The sequence below is a fragment of the Kitasatospora sp. NPDC059146 genome (genome assembly GCF_042786665.1).
Lineage (GTDB): Bacteria > Actinomycetota > Actinomycetes > Streptomycetales > Streptomycetaceae > Kitasatospora.
The window spans coordinates 1-19,674 of sequence record NZ_JBHZCY010000161.1 but is presented as its reverse complement, the minus strand read 5'-3'; the positions used below and the strand labels follow the sequence as shown (position 1 = coordinate 19,674).

The 19,674-nt window shown below is 75.6% G+C and carries 17 protein-coding genes and 2 tRNA genes; 8 read left to right on the top strand and 11 right to left on the bottom strand.

The window, feature by feature from the left end:
- Nucleotides 1-22: 22 nt before the first annotated feature.
- On the bottom strand, nt 23-955 hold the full coding sequence (locus tag ACFXPX_RS39340) for a hypothetical protein (RefSeq protein WP_380594466.1): 933 nt from the start codon (nt 953-955) through the stop codon (nt 23-25).
- Between the two features lie 42 nt (nt 956-997).
- Between ACFXPX_RS39340 and ACFXPX_RS39335 the strand changes: the two genes are divergently transcribed.
- From ACFXPX_RS39335 to ACFXPX_RS39320, 4 genes are all read left to right on the top strand, one after another.
- Nucleotides 998-1,615, top strand: coding sequence for a GNAT family N-acetyltransferase (locus tag ACFXPX_RS39335; protein ID WP_380644760.1), 618 nt, complete (start codon nt 998-1,000; stop codon nt 1,613-1,615).
- A gap of 113 nt (nt 1,616-1,728) precedes the next feature.
- Entirely contained in the window at nt 1,729-2,472 is a 744-nt protein-coding gene (locus ACFXPX_RS39330; RefSeq protein WP_375892910.1) for a sensor domain-containing protein, read from the top strand.
- A gap of 143 nt (nt 2,473-2,615) precedes the next feature.
- Entirely contained in the window at nt 2,616-3,362 is a 747-nt protein-coding gene (locus tag ACFXPX_RS39325) for a hypothetical protein (RefSeq protein ID WP_375892912.1), read from the top strand.
- Nucleotides 3,363-3,398: 36 nt separating this feature from the next.
- On the top strand, nt 3,399-3,860 hold the full coding sequence (locus ACFXPX_RS39320) for a GNAT family N-acetyltransferase (RefSeq protein WP_380644759.1): 462 nt from the start codon (nt 3,399-3,401) through the stop codon (nt 3,858-3,860).
- 26 nt (nt 3,861-3,886) lie between these two features.
- On the opposite strand, the gene ACFXPX_RS39315 is transcribed toward ACFXPX_RS39320, so the two are convergent.
- The 9 genes from ACFXPX_RS39315 to ACFXPX_RS39275 form a co-directional block, all read right to left on the bottom strand.
- On the bottom strand, nt 3,887-5,014 hold the full coding sequence (locus tag ACFXPX_RS39315) for a hypothetical protein (protein WP_380644758.1): 1,128 nt from the start codon (nt 5,012-5,014) through the stop codon (nt 3,887-3,889).
- Between the two features lie 400 nt (nt 5,015-5,414).
- Complete coding sequence (locus ACFXPX_RS39310) at nt 5,415-6,242, bottom strand: hypothetical protein (RefSeq protein WP_380530229.1); 828 nt, start codon at nt 6,240-6,242, stop codon at nt 5,415-5,417.
- A 197-nt stretch (nt 6,243-6,439) separates the two neighbouring features.
- Nucleotides 6,440-6,513 (bottom strand) — tRNA-Met (locus tag ACFXPX_RS39305).
- An 87-nt stretch (nt 6,514-6,600) separates the two neighbouring features.
- Entirely contained in the window at nt 6,601-7,938 is a 1,338-nt protein-coding gene (locus ACFXPX_RS39300; RefSeq protein WP_380644757.1) for a PrsW family intramembrane metalloprotease, read from the bottom strand.
- A 116-nt stretch (nt 7,939-8,054) separates the two neighbouring features.
- Nucleotides 8,055-8,885 carry a tRNA (guanosine(46)-N7)-methyltransferase TrmB gene (gene trmB, locus ACFXPX_RS39295; protein ID WP_380530235.1) on the bottom strand — a complete coding sequence of 277 codons (831 nt, stop codon included), beginning with the start codon at nt 8,883-8,885 and terminating at the stop codon, nt 8,055-8,057.
- Nucleotides 8,886-8,989: 104 nt separating this feature from the next.
- Nucleotides 8,990-10,225: an L-2-hydroxyglutarate oxidase gene (gene lhgO / locus ACFXPX_RS39290; RefSeq protein WP_380530238.1), complete on the bottom strand. Its 1,236-nt coding sequence runs from the start codon at nt 10,223-10,225 to the stop codon at nt 8,990-8,992.
- Between the two features lie 447 nt (nt 10,226-10,672).
- Nucleotides 10,673-12,250: a TROVE domain-containing protein gene (locus ACFXPX_RS39285; RefSeq protein WP_380644756.1), complete on the bottom strand. Its 1,578-nt coding sequence runs from the start codon at nt 12,248-12,250 to the stop codon at nt 10,673-10,675.
- A gap of 433 nt (nt 12,251-12,683) precedes the next feature.
- Nucleotides 12,684-12,745 (bottom strand) — tRNA-Ser (locus ACFXPX_RS39280).
- A gap of 87 nt (nt 12,746-12,832) precedes the next feature.
- The gene (locus ACFXPX_RS39275; RefSeq protein WP_380644755.1) at nt 12,833-14,260 is read right to left on the bottom strand and encodes an MFS transporter; all 1,428 of its coding nucleotides are present in this window, start codon (nt 14,258-14,260) and stop codon (nt 12,833-12,835) included.
- Between the two features lie 771 nt (nt 14,261-15,031).
- Between ACFXPX_RS39275 and ACFXPX_RS39270 the strand changes: the two genes are divergently transcribed.
- The 3 genes from ACFXPX_RS39270 (at nt 15,032) to ACFXPX_RS39260 (ending at nt 18,721) form a co-directional block, all read left to right on the top strand.
- On the top strand, nt 15,032-17,200 hold the full coding sequence (locus ACFXPX_RS39270) for an asparagine synthase-related protein (RefSeq protein ID WP_380644754.1): 2,169 nt from the start codon (nt 15,032-15,034) through the stop codon (nt 17,198-17,200).
- A 199-nt stretch (nt 17,201-17,399) separates the two neighbouring features.
- On the top strand, nt 17,400-17,888 hold the full coding sequence (locus ACFXPX_RS39265) for a universal stress protein (RefSeq protein WP_380408038.1): 489 nt from the start codon (nt 17,400-17,402) through the stop codon (nt 17,886-17,888).
- Between the two features lie 128 nt (nt 17,889-18,016).
- A complete protein-coding gene (locus ACFXPX_RS39260) occupies nt 18,017-18,721 on the top strand; it encodes a DsbA family oxidoreductase (protein ID WP_375892929.1) in 705 nt (234 codons plus the stop codon).
- Nucleotides 18,722-18,814: 93 nt separating this feature from the next.
- On the opposite strand, the gene ACFXPX_RS39255 is transcribed toward ACFXPX_RS39260, so the two are convergent.
- Entirely contained in the window at nt 18,815-19,369 is a 555-nt protein-coding gene (locus ACFXPX_RS39255) for an NPCBM/NEW2 domain-containing protein (RefSeq protein ID WP_380644753.1), read from the bottom strand.
- A gap of 40 nt (nt 19,370-19,409) precedes the next feature.
- Between ACFXPX_RS39255 and ACFXPX_RS39250 the strand changes: the two genes are divergently transcribed.
- A partial coding sequence (locus ACFXPX_RS39250) for a hypothetical protein (RefSeq protein ID WP_380644752.1) occupies nt 19,410-19,674 on the top strand: 265 nt, incomplete at its 3' end.

Genomic DNA, 19,674 nt, shown 5'->3' with positions numbered 1-19,674 from the left:
CCCGGGGCCCTGCCACGTCGGCTCACTGCTGCTCCTGCTCCTGAGGCTCCTCCGACCCCTCCGGCTCCTCCTGCTCCTCCTGCTCCTCCGCGGGCAGCTGCGCCAGGTAGGCGTCGATCTCGGCCGCCCCCGGCTCCGGCGCGAGCTCCGGGAACTCCTCCACCAGCAGGCGCGGCAGCCCGGGCACCGTCCATTCGCCGAGCAGGTCGAGCGCCGCCTCGGCCGCCGCCGCCTCGAACTCCTCGAAGCCACCGGTCAGTTCGTCCGGCATCGGGCGCCCCAGCGCGTTCAGCTCGGCCAGGTTGCGGTAGCTGCGCCGCATCAGGCCCTGCTCCAGCAGCAGCCGCGCGCCGTCGGTGGCCATGCCGACGGACAGCACCCGGCCCGGCCCCCAGCCCTGCTCGTCCGGTTCGTCCAGCCAGCCGGTCGTGGTCAGCGCCTCGTACCCGGCCAGCCGCTGCTCCTCGTCGAGCGCGGCGAAGCCCGCCAGCCAGTCCCGGACGGCCGCCGGGTCCGTCACGTCCACCCCGTGGGCGTGCAGCAGCACCGCGTACAGCCGGGGCCAGGTCACCAGGTCGGCGCGGTGCAGCAGCCCGGCCGCGACCTCGCCCTGCCACTCGGCCTCGGCGTGCAGCCGCTCCTGGCGCTTGGCGTTGAGCCGCTTCGCGGCCCGCTGGTGGTCGACCAGCAGCCGTACGGCCTCGCCGTAGGCGAGCGGGTCCTGCTCCGGCGCGGGTTGGACGTAGAGGTGGAGCCGCTCGTACAGCAGGTGCTCCACCTCGTCGGAGGTGAGTTCGGGCCAGCCGTCGTGCATCCTGCCCCCGCCCAGCTCCAGCAGCGCCAGCACCGCGCGCAGCGGCGCTTCGGCCACCGGCGCGCGGTCCTGGCCGGCCGCCCAGGCGAGCAGGTCGGCGGCCCTGGTGCGCGGGGCGAGCCGCAGGTCTTCGTCGTTCATGTTCCGAACGGTAGCCGCCGGACGCGGGTAGGGTCGGCAGCCATGGTCCCCGTACGCCTCACCGGCCCCAGACTCGCCCTCCGCGAGTACCGCCACACCCCGGAGGAAGTGGACGCGCTGCACGCGCTGTACGGCGACCCGGAGGTGACCCGCTACCTCCCCTTCGAGCCGCGCGACCGCGAGACCTGCGCCGACCAGATCGAGCTCTACCTGGAGGAGGCGATGGCCGAGGAGCGGGGCGTCTACCGGCTCGCCGTCGTCCGGCGCGAGGACGCCGGGGACCTGGAGGACGCGCTGCCGGTCGCGCACGCCGCCCTCACCCTCGGCGAGTACCGCTCGGCCCGCCTCGGCTACGTGCTGAGCCGCCCGGTGTGGGGCCGCGGCTACGCGGGCGAGATCGCCGTACTGCTCTGCGAGTTCTCCTTCGGGGCGCTCGGCCTGCACCGGCTGGCCGCCCGGGTCGACGTGGAGAACACGGCCTCGGCCAAGGTGCTCACCCGGCTCGGCTTCCGGCTGGAGGGGCGTGTCCGGCACGACCTGTACAAGGGCGGCGCCTGGCGCGACTCGTACCGCTACGCGCTGCTCGCCGACGAGTGGTCCGGCCCGCCCGCGCCGCGCCCGGGAGCCGGGCAGGGGCGCGAGGCCGGGCAGGGGGGTTAACCCCACCCCCGATCCGCCGGTCGGCCCGATACCCACCGGGCCCCGCCTCGGCCAGACTTGACCACGTCAGCGAGTACGGAAGACCACGACAACGAGGGGCCGGGGACCGGGAGATGAGCAGCAGCGGCAGCACGCTGGGTCAGGGGTGGGACGCCGCGGGCGGTTACGGCGACGACGGGGCCCGTCCGGCCCGGGCCCGCCGCACCGAGGAGCCGCCCGGCTTCTGGCGGGCGCCGTTCTCCGGGCACTACTACCGCGAGGTCGGTTACGCGCTCACCGGGCTGCCGGTCGCGATCGTCGGCTTCGTCGTCGCGATCGTCCTGTTCTGCCTCGGCGTCGGCACCTTCGTCACCGTCCTCGGCCTGCCGGTGCTGGCCGCCCTGACCAGCACCGCCCGGGGCCTCGGCCGGGCCGAGCGGGCCCGGGTGCGCGGGATGCTCGCGCTGGACGTGCCCGGCCCGGCGCCGGTGCAGCAGGTGCGCCCGGGCAGCTGGGGCTCGATCACCGCACGGCTGGCCGACGGGGCGGGCTGGAAGGCCGCGCTGTACCAGCTGGTGATGTTCCCCTGGGCGGTGTTCAGCTTCTGCCTCACGCTGACGTTCCTGCTGCTCGGCTGGGCGATGGCGCTCTACCCGCTCTACCACTGGGTCTTCCCGCGCTACACCTCCTGGCACGGGTACCAGCTGTTCGACTTCACCGACAGCCACCACGTCCGGCACGCCTACTACGTGGAGGGCACCTGGCAGATCGCCGCGTTCTCGGCGATCGGGGTCCTGCTGATCTTCCTCACCGCGCGGCTGGTCCGCGGCCTGACCAACGTCAACCGGGCCGCCACCCGGGGGCTGCTCGGCCGCTGAGGCCCGGCCCGCTCGCTCCCGGCCCGCTCCCTGACGTTCCACCCCCGCCTCTGCCCCGCCCCGCCTCTGTCTTGCCTCCGCCCCGCCCGTGCTCCGGACGCCCTCCGGATGCGGGTGGGGCGGCCCCGTGTTCGGATGGCCGGGTGGCGACCGCCCCCACCCCCGTGCCGGCCCCGGACGTCCTGGTCACCTCCCGTCCGCTGGACGAGTACTGCGCCCTGTTCGGCCTGACCCGCGCCCGGCTCGCCGCCCTGCCCGGCCCGCTGCTGGACTGCCCGGGCGGTACGTCCGGCCTGGCCGCCGAGGCGCGCGAGCTGGGCTGTCGGGTGATCGCCGTCGACCCGGCGTACGCGCTGCCGCCGCCCGAGCTGGCCGCCCGGGCACGGGCCGCCCGGGCGTCGATGGCCGTCGCGATGGCGGCCCGCCCGCAGCTGTACCCCTTGCGCCGCCCCGCCCGCCCGGACCGCTACCTGCGCAGCTGGGACCGCGCCCGTCGGCTGTTCGCCGCCGACTCGGCCGCCCACCCGCAGTGCTACCTGGCCGCCGCGCTGCCCCGGCTGCCCTTCGCGGACGGCGCCTTCGCACTCACCCTGAGCGGCTACCTGATCTTCGCCTACCCCGAACTGTTCGGCCCGGAGCGGCAGCTGGCAGCGCTGGCCGAGCTGGTCCGGGTGACGGCCGCGGACGGGGAGGTACGGGTCCAGCCGCTGAACGACGGTCGCGGCCGCCGCTGCGGCCACCTCGACCGGCTGCGGTACGCGCTCGGCGAGCGCCGGATCGCCAGCGAGGTCCACCGGGTGCCGCACGAAGGCGGCCGCACCAGCGGGGTCCTGGTGCTCCGGGCCGCCCGTGGCCGGCCCCGCGGGCCGGAACCGGCCATACTCCTGTAATGGTCACTGGGCCGGTTGGCCCCTATACTCGCTCGCATGAGCGAGACCACGATCCGGCCCGCCCGGCCCGCCGACGCCGACCGGCTCACCGCGCTGATCCAGGCCTCCGCCGCCTACCGCGGTGCGTACTTCGCGATGATCGACGGCTATGCCGTGCGGCCCGACTACATCGAGCGCCACGAGGTGCGGATGGCCGTGGACCGTACCGACGACCGGCTGCTCGGCTTCTACGGGCTGATCCACGAACCGGCCGAACTGGACCTGATGTTCGTCGCCGACGACGCCCAAGGACTGGGCATCGGACGGGTGTTGATCGCCGACATGCTCGACCGCGCCCGGGCCGCCGGGATCGCGGCGGTCAAGGTCGTCTCGCACCCGCCCGCCGAGGGCTTCTACCTCCAGGTGGGCGCCGTGCGCACCGGCACCCGCCCGCCGCAGCCCAAGACCCCCTGGTCGCAGCCCGAACTGCGCTTCACGGTCCAGGGGTGCACCGGCTAGGGGTTCACCGGCTAGGGATTCACCGGCTAGGGATTCGCCGGCGGGTCGACGGCCACTGCCGCCGACGCCACTGCCGCAGACGCCACCGGCGTCGGCTGCGCGGGGACGAAGGCCGCCGCCTGGAGCCGGGACAGTATCTTCTCCGCCAGCCAACTGCGGTCCGACCCGTACGGAATGCCCTGCGGGTCGACCAACTGCGCCGCCACCGCGTCCCGCAGCCGCTGCGCCTCGGCGCCCGGCAGCCGGGAGAGCAGGCCCCGGGCGGCCAGCAGCGCGTGGTACTGCTCGAACCCCGAGCGGGGGTGCTCGATCGCCTCCAGCACGCTCGGCAGGTCCGCCAGCGAGGGATCGCCCTGCATCAGCGCGAGGGCCTGGATCCGGCGGCCCTCCGAGCCGGCCGCGAACAGGGCCCGCACCTGGTCGGCGGTCAGCGCCGAGCGCGTCGCGGTCGAGCGGACCTCCGCCACCACGCCGTCCGGCCCGGCGGGGGAGTCCGAGGACGGCGGCAACTGGGCGGCCAGCGCGGCGGGTCGCTCCGCGCTGCCACCGAGCAGGCCGAGCTGCTGCATCGCGCGTACCCGCAGGTCGTCGGCGCCCACCTTGTCGCCGTGCCGGTCGCGGTCCTGCCCGGCCAGGAAGAGGTCCAGCGCCTCGTCCGTCTCGGTCAGCACCCGGGGCAGCGCCAGCCTGGTCACCAGCCAGCCGGCCAGGAAGCCGAGCACCAGGAAGTACAGCACCAGCGCCGCCGCGAACGGCACCGCTGCGTCCTCCCCGCCCAGCACGGGCGCCAGCGCCGTACCGAGCTGGTGCAGCCGTTCACCGAGCGAGCCGAGCTGGGTCAGCCCGACGCCCAGCAGCACCTTGGTCAGCCAGTCGGAGACCTGTTCCAGATTGGTGTTGGGCGCGTACGAGCCCTGCGGCTCGCCGGAGCCGCTCTTCACCCGGGGCACCCCGAACAGGAAGCCCAGCGCGCCGCCGAGCACCGTCGAGGCGCCCGCCACCACCAAGCCGCCGCCGAGCGCCTGCCAGGCCTGGGCCCGGCCGAGCGCGAACAGCAGCAGTCCGAGCAGGCCCGTGCCGGTCAGCACCCCGGCGGCCGTCCACTGCGCCGTCCGCAGCGCCGACCCGCCGGCCCGTCGCCGCACCCTCGTCATCGCCCACCCCCTGTGTTCGCGCCGCTGCGCCCCGTCGCCACCGCGGGGCCGCGCCGACTCTAGCGCTGCGGCGCCAGCACGGGAACGACCCGGGGGCGCCGCGGCTACGACGGGCGGCCGGAAACGCAGACGACCCGCAGGCTGCTCCTCGACGCAGGCCCGTGCACTGGCCTGACGCCGAGGCACCGGGGATGTACCGGTGAGCCTGCGGGTCGGGTGACTGCTGTGGATTTCGCCTGCCGGAGGCCAGGGGCCTCATCCTGCGCAGGCAGGGGCGGCTCTAGCGAGCAGCCACCTCACACATCCTGATGGAACTCAACTCAGGATCACCTCCTTTCAGTGTGCCGCCACTGTAGGCAGCCTCCTGTCGGGAGGGCAACGGATTATTCGCGGGCGCCGCTCAGGCGCCCTTCACCTTGTCCTGGAACTTGGTGTAGTCGATCACGTTGTCGGGCGACGGGGCCTGGATGGTGACCGGCTTGTCGTAGTCGGTGAAGTCGACCTGGCCCTTGTCGGAGCCGGTGGTCTTCTCCATCCGCACCGGGTAGAACTTGCCCTCAGTGGCGATGTGGAGCAGCGACTCCTCGCCCTTGTCGTCCTTCTGTCGGAGGCTGAACGTCTTCACCCCGTTGACGGTGCCGGCGCTGCCCTTGGTGGGGGTGCTGGAGCCGTCGTCGAGCATCTGGTTGCTCGCGTCGGTGAGCTTGCAGAAGTCGGTCAGGTCCTTCATCTTCGGGTCGTCCTGGAAGCCGGTCAGGTAGCGGCCCTTGAACACCTCGGCGACCGCGTCGCCCTTAGGCCCGCCGAAGGTCTTCCAGAACTGGGCGTCCGGCTTGAGGAAGTACTGCTTGCCGTCGCTGAGGAGCTCGAAGGAGCCCATCCCGGGCAGCGCCATGCTGCCCTGGCACGCGCCCTTCGAGTCCATGACCATGTTGATGGTCATCTCGCCCTCGTCGCTCGCCATCTTGCCGCTGATCCTGAGCGACGTGGCGCCGGCCAGCGCGTCCTTGGCCTTCTTCTCGATCTCCTGGGCGGTCAGCTTGTCCGTGTCGAGCTTCGCCACGGTCGGAGTCGGAGTCGGCGTGGCGGTCGGAGTCGCGGCCGCCGCGGCGGTGGTGGCCGCGGGCGCCGCGGCCTTGTCCGAGTCCTTGTTGTCGCCACAGGCGGCCGTGCCGGCTCCCAGGAGGAGGCAGATCGCGGCGGTGCTCGCCAGGCGCTTCGACAGCATGAGGTCGTTCCTTATCCAGGGAACGGTCCCGCCGCCCCCCACTTGGATGAAATTTTCCTCAGTATGGGGGAGCGGTCTGACAGCAGATCTTGAAAACGGGGTGCCGTTACCGCTTCGTGGCGGGACCGTGCCCTGAGTGTGGCGGGAAAACGAAAGGGCCCGGAGGACGAATCCTCCGGGCCCTTTCGGCTACTGAGTAGCGGGGACAGGATTTGAACCTGCGACCTCTGGGTTATGAGCCCAGCGAGCTACCGAGCTGCTCCACCCCGCGTCGGTGAACACAACAATACGGGGAAGTCGCCGAGATGGGAAATCGGTTCTGCAGGACGGCCCCAACTCACCCTCCGGCGCTGACGTATCACCCTCCGTGCCGATCCGCGCGGCGCCCTCCGGACCGCCCGCCGTGCCGTGCGGCCCGGGCCCTGGCCCAGAGCGCGAAGCCGACCAGGGCCGCGAAGCAGGGCACCATCAGCACCCCGTAGACCACCAGGAACCCGTCCGTCCCCAGGTCGGCGGCGGCGTTCCAGGTGCCGTGCAGCACGATCGCCAGCAGCAGCCCGGCGGGTGCGGCCAGCCGGGCCAGCCAGCGCCGCCCGGTGGTCAGGGCGACGGCCAGGCCGATCCCGGTGAGCGCGGTGAACAGCGGGTGGGCGAACGGGGAGAGCAGGGCGCGCAGGACGAAGGTCTGCACGGTGCTGTCGAAGTCGCGCAGGCTGGGCGGATCGCCCAGGCCGATGCTGTCCAGCCGGTTGCGCTGGTCGGTGGTGAAGGCCCGGCCCAGGTAGAGGGCGTTCTCGGTGAAGGCGAAGCCGCAGGCCGTCATCCCGCCGAGCACCATCCCGGCGGCCAGGGTGCGCGGCCGGGAGCGGCGGTGCGCGGCGCCCGGGGTGCCCGGGGCGGGCGGGGCCGGGCGCAGGTAGGGCAGAGGCCGCAGGTACGGGCGGAGCCGCAGCCGGCCCCGGGCGTGCGGTCCGGCCGGGCGGCGCTGGTACGGGCGGGGGCGCCGGGGCGCGGGCGCCCGGTGCAGCAGCGGTGCGCAGGGGCGGCCGGAGCGGCGGCCGTGGCAGCGCAGCCGCTGGCCGAGCGGCAGCAGCAGCACCAGCAGGGCGGTGGCCTTGGCGCTCTCCTCGATCACCGGGGTGGCGACGCCGGAGCCGAGCAGCCCGCCGAAGGCGTGGTGGTGGGCGGTCAGGTAGTCGGCGGTCCAGTTGTTGGCGAGGATCGCGATCGTGGTGGCCGCGCAGGCGCCCCAGCCGAGGCAGAACACGGTGTGCCGCAGCGGCACCCGGGCGGTCAGGTTGAGCCAGGCCAGGCCACCGAGCACGAAGGGCAGCGGCACCATCGCCAGGCCCAGTCCCACCAGCAGTCCGACGGTGCCGGTCTGCCGCTGGACCAGGTGCAGGATCAGCACCCCGCAGCAGGCCAGGGTCAGGACGGCGGAGGTGGTGACGGAGGAGAGCGCCAGCGAGCGGACGCGGCCCGGGGGCGCCGTGGTCGGGCCGGCCGGGAGCCGACCGGCGACGAGGGCCGTCGGGGCGGCCGGTGCCGCGCCGCCGGGCCGGGACAGCAGCCGGTCGGCCCGGCGCCTCCGCGGCCCCGGGATGGTCCGGGTGACGCCGGTGCGCGGGACCGTACCCGGTGCGTCGGCGGCGGTGCGGGCGGTCGCCCGGGGCCCGCCGCCGGGCGGGCTGCCCATGCGGCTCAGGGTAGGCCACGGCGGCGGCCGGTCGGGACGACTCGGGACGAACCGTTCGTCCCGGCCGCGACCGGCCGGTCAGCCCGGCGCGGCCCGTTCGAACGGCTGCCGGAGGGTCAGCGGCGGCGGAACAGCAGGTCGTGCACCACGTGGCCCTTGGCGATCCCGGCCCGCTCGAACTTGGTGACCGGCCGCCAGTCCGGTCGGGGCGCGTAGCCGGGGACGCTGCCGTCCGGGTGGTCCGCGGGCTCCAGCCAGCCGGTCCCGTCACCCTCGGGGTGCAGGTTCTCCAGCTCGGGAGAGGCGGACAGCACCGTCAGCATCTGCTCCGCGTACGGCTCCCAGTCGGTCGCGCAGTGCACCAGGGCGCCCGGGGCGAGCCGGGGCAGCACCAGGTCGAGGAAGGACGGCTGGACCAGTCGGCGCTTGTGGTGCTTGGGCTTCGGCCACGGGTCGGCGAAGTAGACCCGCAGGCCGTTCAGCGAGGCGTCCGGCAGCATGTCGCGCAGCAGGATGATCGCGTCCCCGGCGGCCAGCCGGACGTTCCGCGAGCCGTCCCGCTCCAGCATGCCGAGCAGGTTGCCGTGGCCGGGGGTGTGCACGTCGGCGGCCAGGATGCCGGTCGACGGGTCGGCGGCGGCCATCGCGGCGGTGGTCTCGCCCATGCCGAAGCCGATCTCCAGGGTGACCGGCAGACCGTCGAACAGCTCAGCGAGGTCGAGCGGGGTGCCGTCGATCGGGACGCCGTACGTCTCCCAGCTCCGGTCCAGGGCGCCCGCCTGGGCGTTGGTCATCCGGCCCCGGCGCGGCTGGAAGCTGCGGATCCGCCGCTCCCGGTGCTGTTCCTCGGTGGCCTTGTGCGGGTACATCGGCGCGGGGTAGGCGGCCGGCGCCGCGGACAGCCGGGCGGACGGCGATTGCTGGGGGATCGGGGCGGTGGAAGTCACAATCAACCGAGTCTACGGGGCCGCGCGGGGCACCCGGAGGGGTGTGTGACGGGGCTCATCCGGGCCGGGGCCGCGCGCTCCGCCGGGCCGGTACGGCGGCGGGCTCAGCCACCGGCCTCCAGGGCGGCCAGGGCCCGGCGGGCCACCTCGCGGCCGATCGGCAGCGAGGCCGTCGCCGCGGGGGAGGGGGCGTTCAGCACGTGCACCGCCCGGCGCGGGGAGCGCGGGTCCGCCGGGTCGAAGCCGGCGAAGGCGAAGTCGTCCAGCAGCGAGCCGTCCCGGGCCACCGCCTGGGCCCGCACCCCGGCCGTGGCCGGCACCAGGTCGGCGGCGGTCACGGCGGGCAGCAGCCGTCGGACGGCGGCGGTGAACGCCCGCTTGGACAGCGAGCGGTGCAACTCGCCGACCTCGTACCGCCAGTGCCGCCGCAGGATCCGCCAGGTGCCGGGGAAGGCGAGGGTCTCGGCCAGGTCGCCCGGGCGGACGGTCCGCCAGTCGTACCCCTCGCGGGCCAGCGCGGGCACCGCGTTCGGGCCGACGTGGACGTCCCCGTGGATGCCCCGGGTGAGGTGCACCCCGAGGAACGGGAAGGCCGGGTCGGGCACCGGGTACACCAGGCCGCGGACCAAGTCCCGCCGGTGCTCGGCCAGTTCGTAGTACTCCCCGCGGAACGGGACGATCCGCACCCCCGGGTCGTCCCCGGCCAGCCGGGCGATCCGGTCGCTGTGCAGCCCGGCGCAGTTCACCAGCACCCCGCAGCGCAGCTCCCCGCCGGAGGTGCCGACCGTCACCCCGTCCCGGCGCCGGGCCACCGCCCGCACCGCCGTGCCGGGCCGCAGTTCGGCGCCCGCCTCCCGGGCCAGCCGGGCGTAGGCCGTGGCGACCGCCGGGAAGTCGCAGATGCCGGTGGTGCCGACGTGCAGCCCGGCCCGCCCGACCACGGCGGGCTCGTACCGGGCGATCCCGGCCCGGTCCAGCTCGGTGACCGGGATGCCGTTCGCCCGCCCGCGTTCGGCCAGCGCCGCCAGCCGGGGCAGTTCGGCGTCCTCGGTCGCCACGATCAGCTTGCCGGTGACCTCGTACGGGAGGCCGTGCTCACGGCAGAACTCGACCATCTCGGCGGCGCCGGCGACCGCGAAGCGGGCCTTGTACGAGCCGGGGCGGTAGTACACGCCGCTGTGGATCACCCCGCTGTTGCGCCCGGTCTGGTGCGCCGCGAAGCCGTTCTCCTTCTCCAGCACCGCCAGCCGCAGCCCGGGCCTGGCCCGGGTCAGGGCGTACGCCGTGGCCAGTCCGACGATCCCGCCGCCGACCACCAGGACATCGAAGTCGTCCGCCACGCTGCGCTCCTCGTCCACCGCCGGGTCGCCGTCGCCGAAGCCGGTACGGGCGGCGTGCGTCGCCCCCCGCCCCGGCTTCCGCCGCAGATGCTGCCACGGCTCCGGGCGGGGGTCGAGACCGCGTGACGGGCGGGGCGGACGTCGCGCGGCGGTCGGCCCGTCAAGGCTCCGCTGCGCGGGTACGCGTCCTTCGTCCGTTCGTCGGTTCGTCCTTCGTCGGTTCGTCCTTCGTCCGGCCGGCCCGGGGCATGCCGAGGTGGGCGGCAGTGTCCTGCCGCCCACCTCGCCCCCCGGGGCATCGGCCGGTCCCCCCGGACCGGCCGTGGTGCGGTGCGCAGAGCCCCCCGACTCCGCGCGCCGCGCCCCCCTCTGTGCGGCCGTGGCGCCGCCGCGCAGAGCCCCCCGGCTCCGCGCGTCGCCGCCGCCCCCCGTCCGGCCGCGTCGTGGTCAGACCTCCCAGGGCCAGCCGGCGTCGGTCCCCGCCTCCAGCAGGGGGATCAGCCGGAAGGCCGCGTCGCTCAGGCCGCCGAAGGTGTGCCGGTTGGCACCGCCGCTCGGGCCGTGGCCCGTGGCGTAGCCGGCCAGGTTCCAGGTGTAGACGGGCACGTGGGCCGGTACGGCGGTGAGCGGATCGCTGCCCCCGTACCCGGCGCCGGGCTGCTCGTCGGTGATGATCACCACCCGGTCGTGGCCCCGGTAGTGGTCCCGGACGGCCTGGGCGGTGTTGGTGCCGCCGAGGTTGGAGAAGCGCCCCAGCACCCGCAGCACCGCCTCCCCGCGGCCGACCTCGACCACCCGGCTGACGCTGCCGAACTCGACCAGGTCCGCCTCGGCCGCCCGCACCTTCAACGCGGTGCCGAAGATCGCCGCCGAGTCCGCCCGGTTGAGCTGGGTCTGCGCGCTGGGCCGGTCGAACATCGAGCCGGAGCGGTCGACCAGGACCAGCGTCCGGCCGGGCAGCTCGGGCACGTTGGCGAGCGAGTGGCCGAGCGCCGTCTCCAGCGCGTGCCCCCACCGCAGCGAGGGCGCGTGCCGGTACGCGGCCAGGTAGCGGAACGGGAACTGGCGCGAGCGCCGCACCTCGCCCCGGTCGGAGACCCGCCGGGCCACCTCGGCCGCGACCGCGTCCGACACCCCCGCCTGATCGAAGTTGCGCAGGTTCCGCACCAGCGCCATCGGGCCCATGGACGGGATGACCGCCTCCCAGACCGCGGCGTCCATCGGACCCTGCAGCCAGCCCGCCAACGCCTCCCAGGTCAGCCCGGCGGCGGCCAGCCGCTCCGCGCCGTCCTCCGCCGTCACGGCCGCCCGGCGCTCCCCGACGGGCAGCGCGAGCAGCTCGCGGTTGGCGGTCAGCATCCGGTCGAGGGCGGGCGGGACGGCCTCCTCCGGCCGGTGCCGGCGGTCCAGCGCGTACTGGAACAGGGCGCCCTGCCAGGGCTTGGCCGGGTCCGGCGCCGGGTGGGTCAGCTCCAGGACGTCGCCGAAGCGGTAGCCCTTGCCCGCGGTGTCGTACTTGAGCAGCGCGCGGGCGTCGTACAGCCGCCGCACCGCGTCCGCGACGCCGCGCTTGAGCGGCTTGGGCAGCGCCCGGCCATAGCGCGAGGTCCAGTACGCGAGCAGCTCACCGGGCTCGTCGGCCCGCCGCAGCACGGCGTCGACGGCCTGCCGGGAGTGCCCGTGGGCACCGGCGTCCAGCCGGGCCCGGGTGAACTCGGCGGCGCCGACCAGCGCGGCGGTGCGCAACTGCGCGCCGTACCGCAGCCAGCGCAGCAGCCCGAGGGTCCACTCCGGGTCGCTGACGGCGAGTTCGCGCACCAGCGCGGTGTAGCGGTCGTCGCGGGCGCCGCCGCGCTCGTAGAAGGTGTCCTGTCCGACCATGTTGGCCACGGCGAGAAGGAAGAGTTCGGACTTGGCGTCCCGGGTGAACCCGACGCCGCCGTTGTGGTTGGTGGTGCGCTTCCCGGTCGTGGCCACCGGTGACTTCGGACTGGCCTTGGTCTTGCGGATGTTGAACCTGGACATGCTGCAGCCCCCCTCGGCGTGCTCGGTCGTCAGCGGGAGGGAGGCATGCTGAGGCTGGGGTGCCCGAGATCGTGCCGGTCGTCGAACGACGACCGACGTCGGCGGAGGTATATGCCTTGTGCTCTACCGGATTGAGCTAGCGGCCGCGCTCGCGCACGGCACGCCCGGGATTTGAACCCGGAACCGCAAGATCCGAAGTAACCCCCGCCTGCGCACCGGGCACTCCGAAGCGCAGCTGCCTCCCGAGATCAATGGATTCGGCTGCGGTTTTTGGGTTTGCTTCAACGCACCCCGTTGAAGGGGCACTCCACAGAAGTAACCGCTGCCGGCGCACCGGGAGGTGCGGAATTCTATTCAGGTATGGGTGTCCAGAGTTCAAGGACGGCTGAGGTGACATAGCTGCTCTGCCAACTGAGCTACACCGGTGCGAAAGTACCGGTGGCGGGACTCGAACCCGCGACACGCCCATTAAGAGTGGAAGTAACCTCCGCCTGCGCACCTGGACGAGAGAGAACATATCCAGTCCCCTCCCGCAGGTGCACCCCATTTATCGCCGGGCCCGAACGCCACGCCACTCGGACGTCACGCCGGAGCGACGATCACCGCCCGCGCCCGCTCGGTCAGCTCGCGGACCCGGCGTTCGCCCTGGAAGGGCTCCAGCCGCCGCAGCATCTCCACCACGTACTCCCGGCTGCGCTGCGAGGAGATCCGGCCGGCCACCTCGACGGCGCGCTCGCCGGCGGCGAGCGCGGCGTCCAGGTTGCCCGCCTCGGCCTCGGCCATCGCCGAGACCACCAGCCGCAGGCCGTGCGAGCGGACGTAGCCCTCGGTGGGCTTGGCCAGTGCCTCGCGGGTGAACTGCCGGACCTTGGAGGGCACTCCGAGGTCGCGGAAGCACTCGGCGGCGTCGGCGGCCAGCCGGTCGTAGGCGTAGAAGTCGATCCACGCCGGATCGGGGTCCCCGGCGCGTGCTCGCTCGAGTGCGCGCTCCGCCGCGCCGAGCGCCGTCGCGCACGCTGCCGCGTTGCGGGCCTTGGCCTGGGCCCGTGCCTCCACCAGGTGGAAGAAGCTCATGGTCCGGGCGGTGGCCAGGCTGCGGTTGCGCTCCAGCGCGGCCTGGGCGAGGTCGACGGCCTCCTCGGCGAAGCCCCGGTAGCCGGCCTGGAGGCTCATCGAGGCCAGCACGTAGCCGCCGAGCGGCACGTCGGCGGCGGCCCGGGCGAGCCGCAGGGCCTGGATGTAGTACCGCTGGGCGGCCTCGTGCTGGCCGGTGTCGAAGGCCATCCACCCGGCCAGCCTGGTCAGTTCGGCGGTCGCGCCGAACAGCGCCCGGCCGACCGCGTCGCTGTACGAGGCCAGCAGCAGCGGCGCCGCCTCCACCCGCAGGCACTCCGGCACCATCGACGAACGCCAGTCTCCGCCGCCGTACTTGGAGTCCCAGCGGCGGGCCTCCTGGGCGGCCTCGCGGAGCTTGACCGCGTCCGAGTGGCCGACCCGGTACGAGGAGTTCTCGCTGGGGGAGCGCGGCACGTCGCGGGCCACCGAGCCGTCCGCCGGGTTGATCAGCCAGCGGGAGACGGGCGTCGCGTACGCGGCGACCGAGAAGGTGCCGGCCAGGCTGTCGCTCCAGCGGCCGCCGCCGGGCCCGCGGCGCAGGTCGAGGTCGACCCGGAACAGGTCGGTGGCCGAGCGCACCGCGTCGGCCACCTCGCGCGGGAAGGCCAGGCCGAGTTCGGGCGCCGGGTCGGTGTCGCCCAGGCCGATCTCCTCCAGCGGGACGGGCCGGCCGAGCTTGCCGCCGATCGCGGTGGCGATCAGGTGCGGGACGGGCCCCTGCGGGACCATGCCCTTGCTGACCCAGCGGGCGACCGAGGTCTTGTCGTACCGCAGCGTCAAACCGCGTTGCGCGCCAAGGTCGTTGACCCTTCGGGCCAGTCCGGCGTTGCTGATCTGGGCGAGGGTCAGGAGCGTGCCGAGCCGTTCGTTCGGTCCTCGTGGGCTGACGGTCATGGTGGCGGCGGCACCTCCTGCGGCCTTGTGCGCGGGGCCCGGGCGGCACCGGGCCGTAGCTGCTGTACCTAGAGTAGTCGGACGCGTTCCGACGGTTAAGAGGCCGCATTCCGGATGGCGGGATCGCGCACCCGGCGGCGCGGCGCCGGGCCGCCGCGGGGGTTGGTCCGGACCACCCGGAGCGGTTCGGCCGCGCCGTGCGCCGGAGCGTCGTGCTCCGGTCCCGTGTTCATGTGCGCCCGGCCGTGCCCCCTGGCCCGACCGGCTGCTCGGCGATTCGCTGGTGGTCGTGGGTCGGCCCGCCGTCGAGGACCCGGCGGGCCGGGGGACGCCGCCGCCTCAATCCCCGCGGGTGGCGGCGAAGTCCGGGAGGGCATGCGGATGCCCTCCCGGGCGGGGCGACGCCTTTCGGCCATCTCGCGATGCCCATGTCAAGGGCGTGCGCCCGGGCGGTCCGGGCCGGGGAGGGGGAGGCCCGGCCCGCCCGAATCCACCCCCCGACCCCGCCCCCGTCGCCGTCCTCGCCGCCTCCCCGCGCCCGGGCCCCGTCGCCTTCCCGCGCCCGACACCCGCGCCGGGCCCGTCGAAACGGAAGCGGAACCGACAACACCGGCCCCGGCAGCGCCCGGTGGTGGCACGATGTCTCCAGACGGCGCGCCGGAACGCGGGCACGCCCGGACGCGCCCACGGGCCGCCCCCGGCACCCACCCGGCCGCCCGCCCGGCGCCGGACGCGCCGCGCGAGTGCAGGTCCTCGTCCGGTGGAGGCGCGATGCGGTGGCTGACGGGCTGGAGCACGGGCACGCCCCGGCCGGGCGCGCCGGTGCACGAGGCCCTCGCCACGGTCGCCCCGATCGCCGCCCGCCCCCTGTGGACCGGCCCCAACCCGCTCTGGGCCGTGGGTGACTGGCGGCCCGAGGAGATCCGCCTGGTCACCCTCCGCCCCGGCGCCCGCCCCGTCGTCAGCACCGGCCCCACCACCCCCGACCCGGTCGAGGACACCCCCGCCACCACCCGGCTCGCCGTCCTCGGCCACGGCGGCGCCACCGACGCCGAACTCGCCGCCGGCCTCGCCGCCGCCCGCGGCGGCGCCGTCCGCCACCTCACCGCCTGGCCCGGCAGCTACACCGTCGTGCTGCGCACCGGCACCCGCTCCACCCTGCTGCTCACCGACCTCGCCGGCGCCCAGCCGGTCTTCCACACCCCCTGGGCCGGCGGCACCGCGTACGCCACCGCCGCCCTCCCGCTCGCCGACCTGGTCGGCGCCGCGCTGGACACCGGCCACCTCGCCGCCCGGCTCGCCTGCCCGGAGTCCCCGGAGGCGCTCGGCACCGGCACGCCGTACCTGGGCGTCCAGCGGGTGCCGCCCGGCCACGTGCTCGCCGTCCGCGGCGGCCGCCCGTACCTCGACGCCTACGACGAGCCGCCCGGCGCCGAACAGCCCCGCGACGAGGCCCCCGCCATCCGCGAACTCACCCGCGCCCTGCTGGAGTCCGTCCGCTCCCGGGTCCGCACCCCCGCCCCGGCCACCGACCCGGCCGGGCGCGCCCGGCTCGGCGTCGACCTCTCGTACGGGACGGCCTCCGCCACCGTGGCCCTGCTCGCGGCCGCCGTGCCGCTGCCGCCGGTGTCGCCGCTGCCGGCCGGTGCTCCGGGCGCGTCGACGGGGCCGGCCGCGACCGGCGGCCGGAGCACCGCCGGGGCCAGGAGCGGCGCGGTCAAGGGCTCCTGGGCCCGGGAGGCCGCCCAGGGCCCGTCCGCCCCCGAGCAGTTGGCCGCCGTCACGCTCGGCGAGACCGAAGCGCCCACCAGCCTCGCGCTCGCCCCCGACACCCCGCGGCTGCGGCACACCGTGCTCGACCCCGGCCCCGACACCCTCCCGTACGCCGTCCTGCGCACCGACCCGCAGTCCGGCCCGCTCACCGACGAACCCGGCCCCGAACTCGTCGCCGCCGCCCGGGCCGGAGCCCGCTTCGACGCCGGCGGCACCGACCACCTCACCGGCTACGGCGCCCGCCAGGTCCTGGACGGCCACCCGGCCCGGCTCGCCGACCTGATCCGGGCCGGCCGGCCCCGCGAACTGCTGCCCCCGGTCGCCGCCCTGGCCGGTGCCGACCGGGCCGCCGCGGGGGTGCTGACCGGCGCGCTGCGCACCCCGCTCACCGTGGTCCGGGCCGCCCACCGGCTCTCCCGGGTCCGCTACGCCGAGGCACTGGACGAGGCCGCCGCCAAGCTGACCGCCCGGCACGTCCCCGACGGCGGCGGCACCGCGGGCGACCGCTCGGCCGTCGACCTCGCCTGGTGCGTCCCCGGCCCGGCCGCCCGCTGGCTCTCCGACGAGGCGCTCTCCTCGGTCGCCCTCCGACTGCGGCTGGCGGCGCGCCGACCGGCGCCCGAGGAACACCCGGGCGCGCACCGGGCCCGGCACGCCCTCTACCGCCAGGCACGCTCCTACCGCACGCTCCTGCACGCCGCCGAACGGCCCGGCCAGCGGCTGCACGCGCCCTTCCTCGACAACCAGGTGGTCCGCGCCGCCAGGCTGCTCCCCGACGATGTCCGCCTCCAGCCCGGCGCCCGGCACGCCCTCCTGCACGCCGTCCTCACCGGCGCCGGCCGCACCGACCTGCCCCCCGACTGGGGCCGCGGCCCCCGCCCCGACCGCACCGCCCCCACCCGGGCCGGCCTGCGCCTCGCCGCCGACGGGCTCGCCGAGCTCTTCGACGCCCCCCTGCTCGCCGAGGCCGGCCTCATCGACCTCCCCGCCGTCCGCGCCGGCCTGGCCCACTCCACCGACCCCGCCACCCCGCTCTCCCCGGCCGCCCTGGCCGGCCTGGCCGACCTCGTCTCCACCGAACTCTGGCTCCGCCGCCTCCGCGCCCGCCGCCACGGCGCCTGCTGGACCGGGCTCCCCCGCCCCCAACCCCCGGCTCTCACCCCCTGACCCCCACGGGCGCCGGGCCGCCCCGCTCGTCCTGCCCTGCTCCCGTCCCGCTCCCGCCCCGCGCGCCACCCCCGACCCCGCCCGGCCCGGCGCGGCGTCGCCGGGCGGGGCAGGGGCCGGGCGGGATGATGGCGTGGTTCTGTGTCCGCGGTGAGGAGCGTGTGCGGTGGGCGGTGTGGGCCCGGGGCGGGAGGTTCCCGTGGTGCTGTCGGTGCTGGGGCGGCCGCCGACGGGCAGGCCGCCCGGGGTGCTGGCGGCCTGCGACGGGTCGGACGGTTCGCTGTGGGCCCTGGACCGGGCGATGACGGAGGCGGAGCTGTTCGGGCTTCCGCTGTACGTGCTGGCCGTGGTGAACCCGGCGCCGGCCGGCTACCCGCCGGGCATGGCGGAGCTGGTGCAGGAGAGCGTGGAGACGCTGGTCGAGAGCATGGCGGACGGGCTGCGCCGGGCGGTGGGGACGGTGCTGCGGCAGCGGGTCCGGCCGTACGAGGGGGAGCTGTCGCTGCACGTGGTGCTGGGCAACGTGATCGAGGTGCTGCTGGAGGCGTCGACCCGGCAGCACACGCTGGTGGTGGGGACCCGCGGCAACGGCGGGTTCGTCCGGCTGCTGCTGGGTTCGGTGAGCTCGGCGGCGGTGCACCACGCGGCCTGCCCGGTCCTGGTGGTCCCCGCGCCGGCCGAGGGCTGACCGTATCGCCGGGGCGCGATCGAGCGACCCCGAGGCCTTCCGGCGCGGTGTCGGGAATGTACCGAGATGGTTCATCGTTCACCTATCTCGTACATCCGCCACGAGACGCCCCTTGGAGCCCCCCGAACATGAAGGTCGAGATCTGGTCCGACATCGCCTGCCCCTGGTGCTACATCGGCAAGCGCCGCTTCGAGCAGGCCCTGGCGGACTTCCCGGGCAAGGAGGCCGTCGAGGTCGTCTACCGCCCGTACCAGCTGGTCCCCGACGCCCCGGCGACGGCGAGCCCGCACCGCGCCTGGCTGGCCGAGCGCTACGGCCCGCAGTCGGTCGCGATGGACGCGCGGGTGGCCGAGCTGGGCCTGGCCGAGGGCATCACGTACGACTTCGACGCCGCCCTGCACGCCAACACCTTCCTGGGCCACCGCCTGCTGCACCTCGCCGAGGCCGAGTACGGCGCCGAGGTGCAGGGCCGGCTCAAGGAGGCGCTGCTCAAGGCGCACTTCACCGACGGCGTGGACGTCGGCGACCGCGCCGCGCTGGCCGACGTGGCCGTCGCGGCGGGCCTGGACCGCGCGCGGGTGACGGCCTACCTGGCGGGCGAGGAGGGCACCGCCGAGGTCCGGGCGCAGCTGGCCGAGGCCCGTGAGCTGGGCATCACCGCCGTGCCGACCTTCGTGTTCGAGGGCAAGTGGGCGGTCCAGGGCGGGCAGGACGCCGAGACCTTCCGCAAGGTGCTGGAGCAGGTCGCCGCCGAGATCGGCGAGCGCCGTCCGGTACCGGTGCAGGTCGCCCCGGCCGGTGAGGCCTGCGCGGACGGTTCCTGCGCGGTCTGACGCCCAGCAGCCGAGTGACGAGGGGCCCGGGGCCCGTTCCGAGCAACCAGCCGGAACGGGCCCCGGGCCCCTTCACCGTCACCTCTCAGGCCGTCACGTGCACCGGAACCGGGCCTGTGCCCAGTCCGCGACGTTCAGCGCCGACCAGATCCCGCTCGCTGGCGTGACCACCAGCCGGATCGACTTCTGCCCGGCCAGCGGCACGTGCACCGGCACCGCGTCGTCCCCGGCGGCGAGGATCCGGGAGCGCCACAGGGTGCCGCCGTCGCCCGACTGGACGGTGAAGACCACCCCGCCGGGGCTGAGCGTGGCGTCGTCCACCCCGGCGACCGCGTCGAAGGACGTGCAGCCGCGGTTGAGGTCGATCAGCGTGGTGGCCGGCGCGTGCACGGTGATGGCGTGCCGGTGGTACTCGCCGCCGATCCAGCCGCCGTCGTGCTGCCAGAACCGGTCGCTGCCCTGCTGCCGGATGCTCGGCCCCTCGGGCGGAATCCGGTGGTGGCCGGGCTTGACCACGGGCAGCGAGTCGCCCCAGTAGTCGCTGGGCGCGGGCGGGGTGGGTGTGGGCGGGGTGGGTGTGGCGACGGTCGGTTCGGGCACCGGCGGGAGGGTCGGCGTCGGGACGACGGGGACCTCGGGCGTCGGCACCGGTGGGAGGGTCGGCACCGGGACGGCGGGCGGTTCGGGGGTGACCGCGGGCGGCTCGCTGCGCGGTGCCCGGGTGGTCGCCGGCGCCTGGCTCGCCCTGGCGCTGGGCTTGGGGCCGGGGCTGGGGGCGGCGCTCGGACTGGTCGCGGGCGGCTCCGGGGCGGCGCTGTCGGGGGCCGGGACGGGCGGTGCGGACGCGGGGGGCACCGGGGCCGGGGACGCCGGGGCGGGGGCGACCGGCGCGCTGCTGGCGGGCGGGGCGGCGGCCGGGGGCGTCGGCTCGGGGGAGCCGGTCAGCGCGTACG

Excerpts from the sequence above, each read along its gene's own strand:
- ACFXPX_RS39340 (WP_380594466.1), bottom strand. The coding sequence starts at position 955 with ATGAACGACGAAGACCTGCGGCTCGCCCCGCGCACCAGGGCCGCCGAC.
- ACFXPX_RS39335 (WP_380644760.1), top strand. The coding sequence starts at position 998 with ATGGTCCCCGTACGCCTCACCGGCCCCAGACTCGCCCTCCGCGAGTAC.
- ACFXPX_RS39330 (WP_375892910.1), top strand. The coding sequence starts at position 1,729 with ATGAGCAGCAGCGGCAGCACGCTGGGTCAGGGGTGGGACGCCGCGGGC.
- ACFXPX_RS39320 (WP_380644759.1), top strand. The coding sequence starts at position 3,399 with ATGAGCGAGACCACGATCCGGCCCGCCCGGCCCGCCGACGCCGACCGG.
- ACFXPX_RS39315 (WP_380644758.1), bottom strand. The coding sequence starts at position 5,014 with ATGACGAGGGTGCGGCGACGGGCCGGCGGGTCGGCGCTGCGGACGGCG.
- ACFXPX_RS39310 (WP_380530229.1), bottom strand. The coding sequence starts at position 6,242 with ATGCTGTCGAAGCGCCTGGCGAGCACCGCCGCGATCTGCCTCCTCCTG.
- ACFXPX_RS39300 (WP_380644757.1), bottom strand. The coding sequence starts at position 7,938 with ATGGGCAGCCCGCCCGGCGGCGGGCCCCGGGCGACCGCCCGCACCGCC.
- ACFXPX_RS39285 (WP_380644756.1), bottom strand. The coding sequence starts at position 12,250 with ATGTCCAGGTTCAACATCCGCAAGACCAAGGCCAGTCCGAAGTCACCG.
- ACFXPX_RS39275 (WP_380644755.1), bottom strand. The coding sequence starts at position 14,260 with ATGACCGTCAGCCCACGAGGACCGAACGAACGGCTCGGCACGCTCCTG.
- ACFXPX_RS39270 (WP_380644754.1), top strand. The coding sequence starts at position 15,032 with ATGCGGTGGCTGACGGGCTGGAGCACGGGCACGCCCCGGCCGGGCGCG.
- ACFXPX_RS39260 (WP_375892929.1), top strand. The coding sequence starts at position 18,017 with ATGAAGGTCGAGATCTGGTCCGACATCGCCTGCCCCTGGTGCTACATC.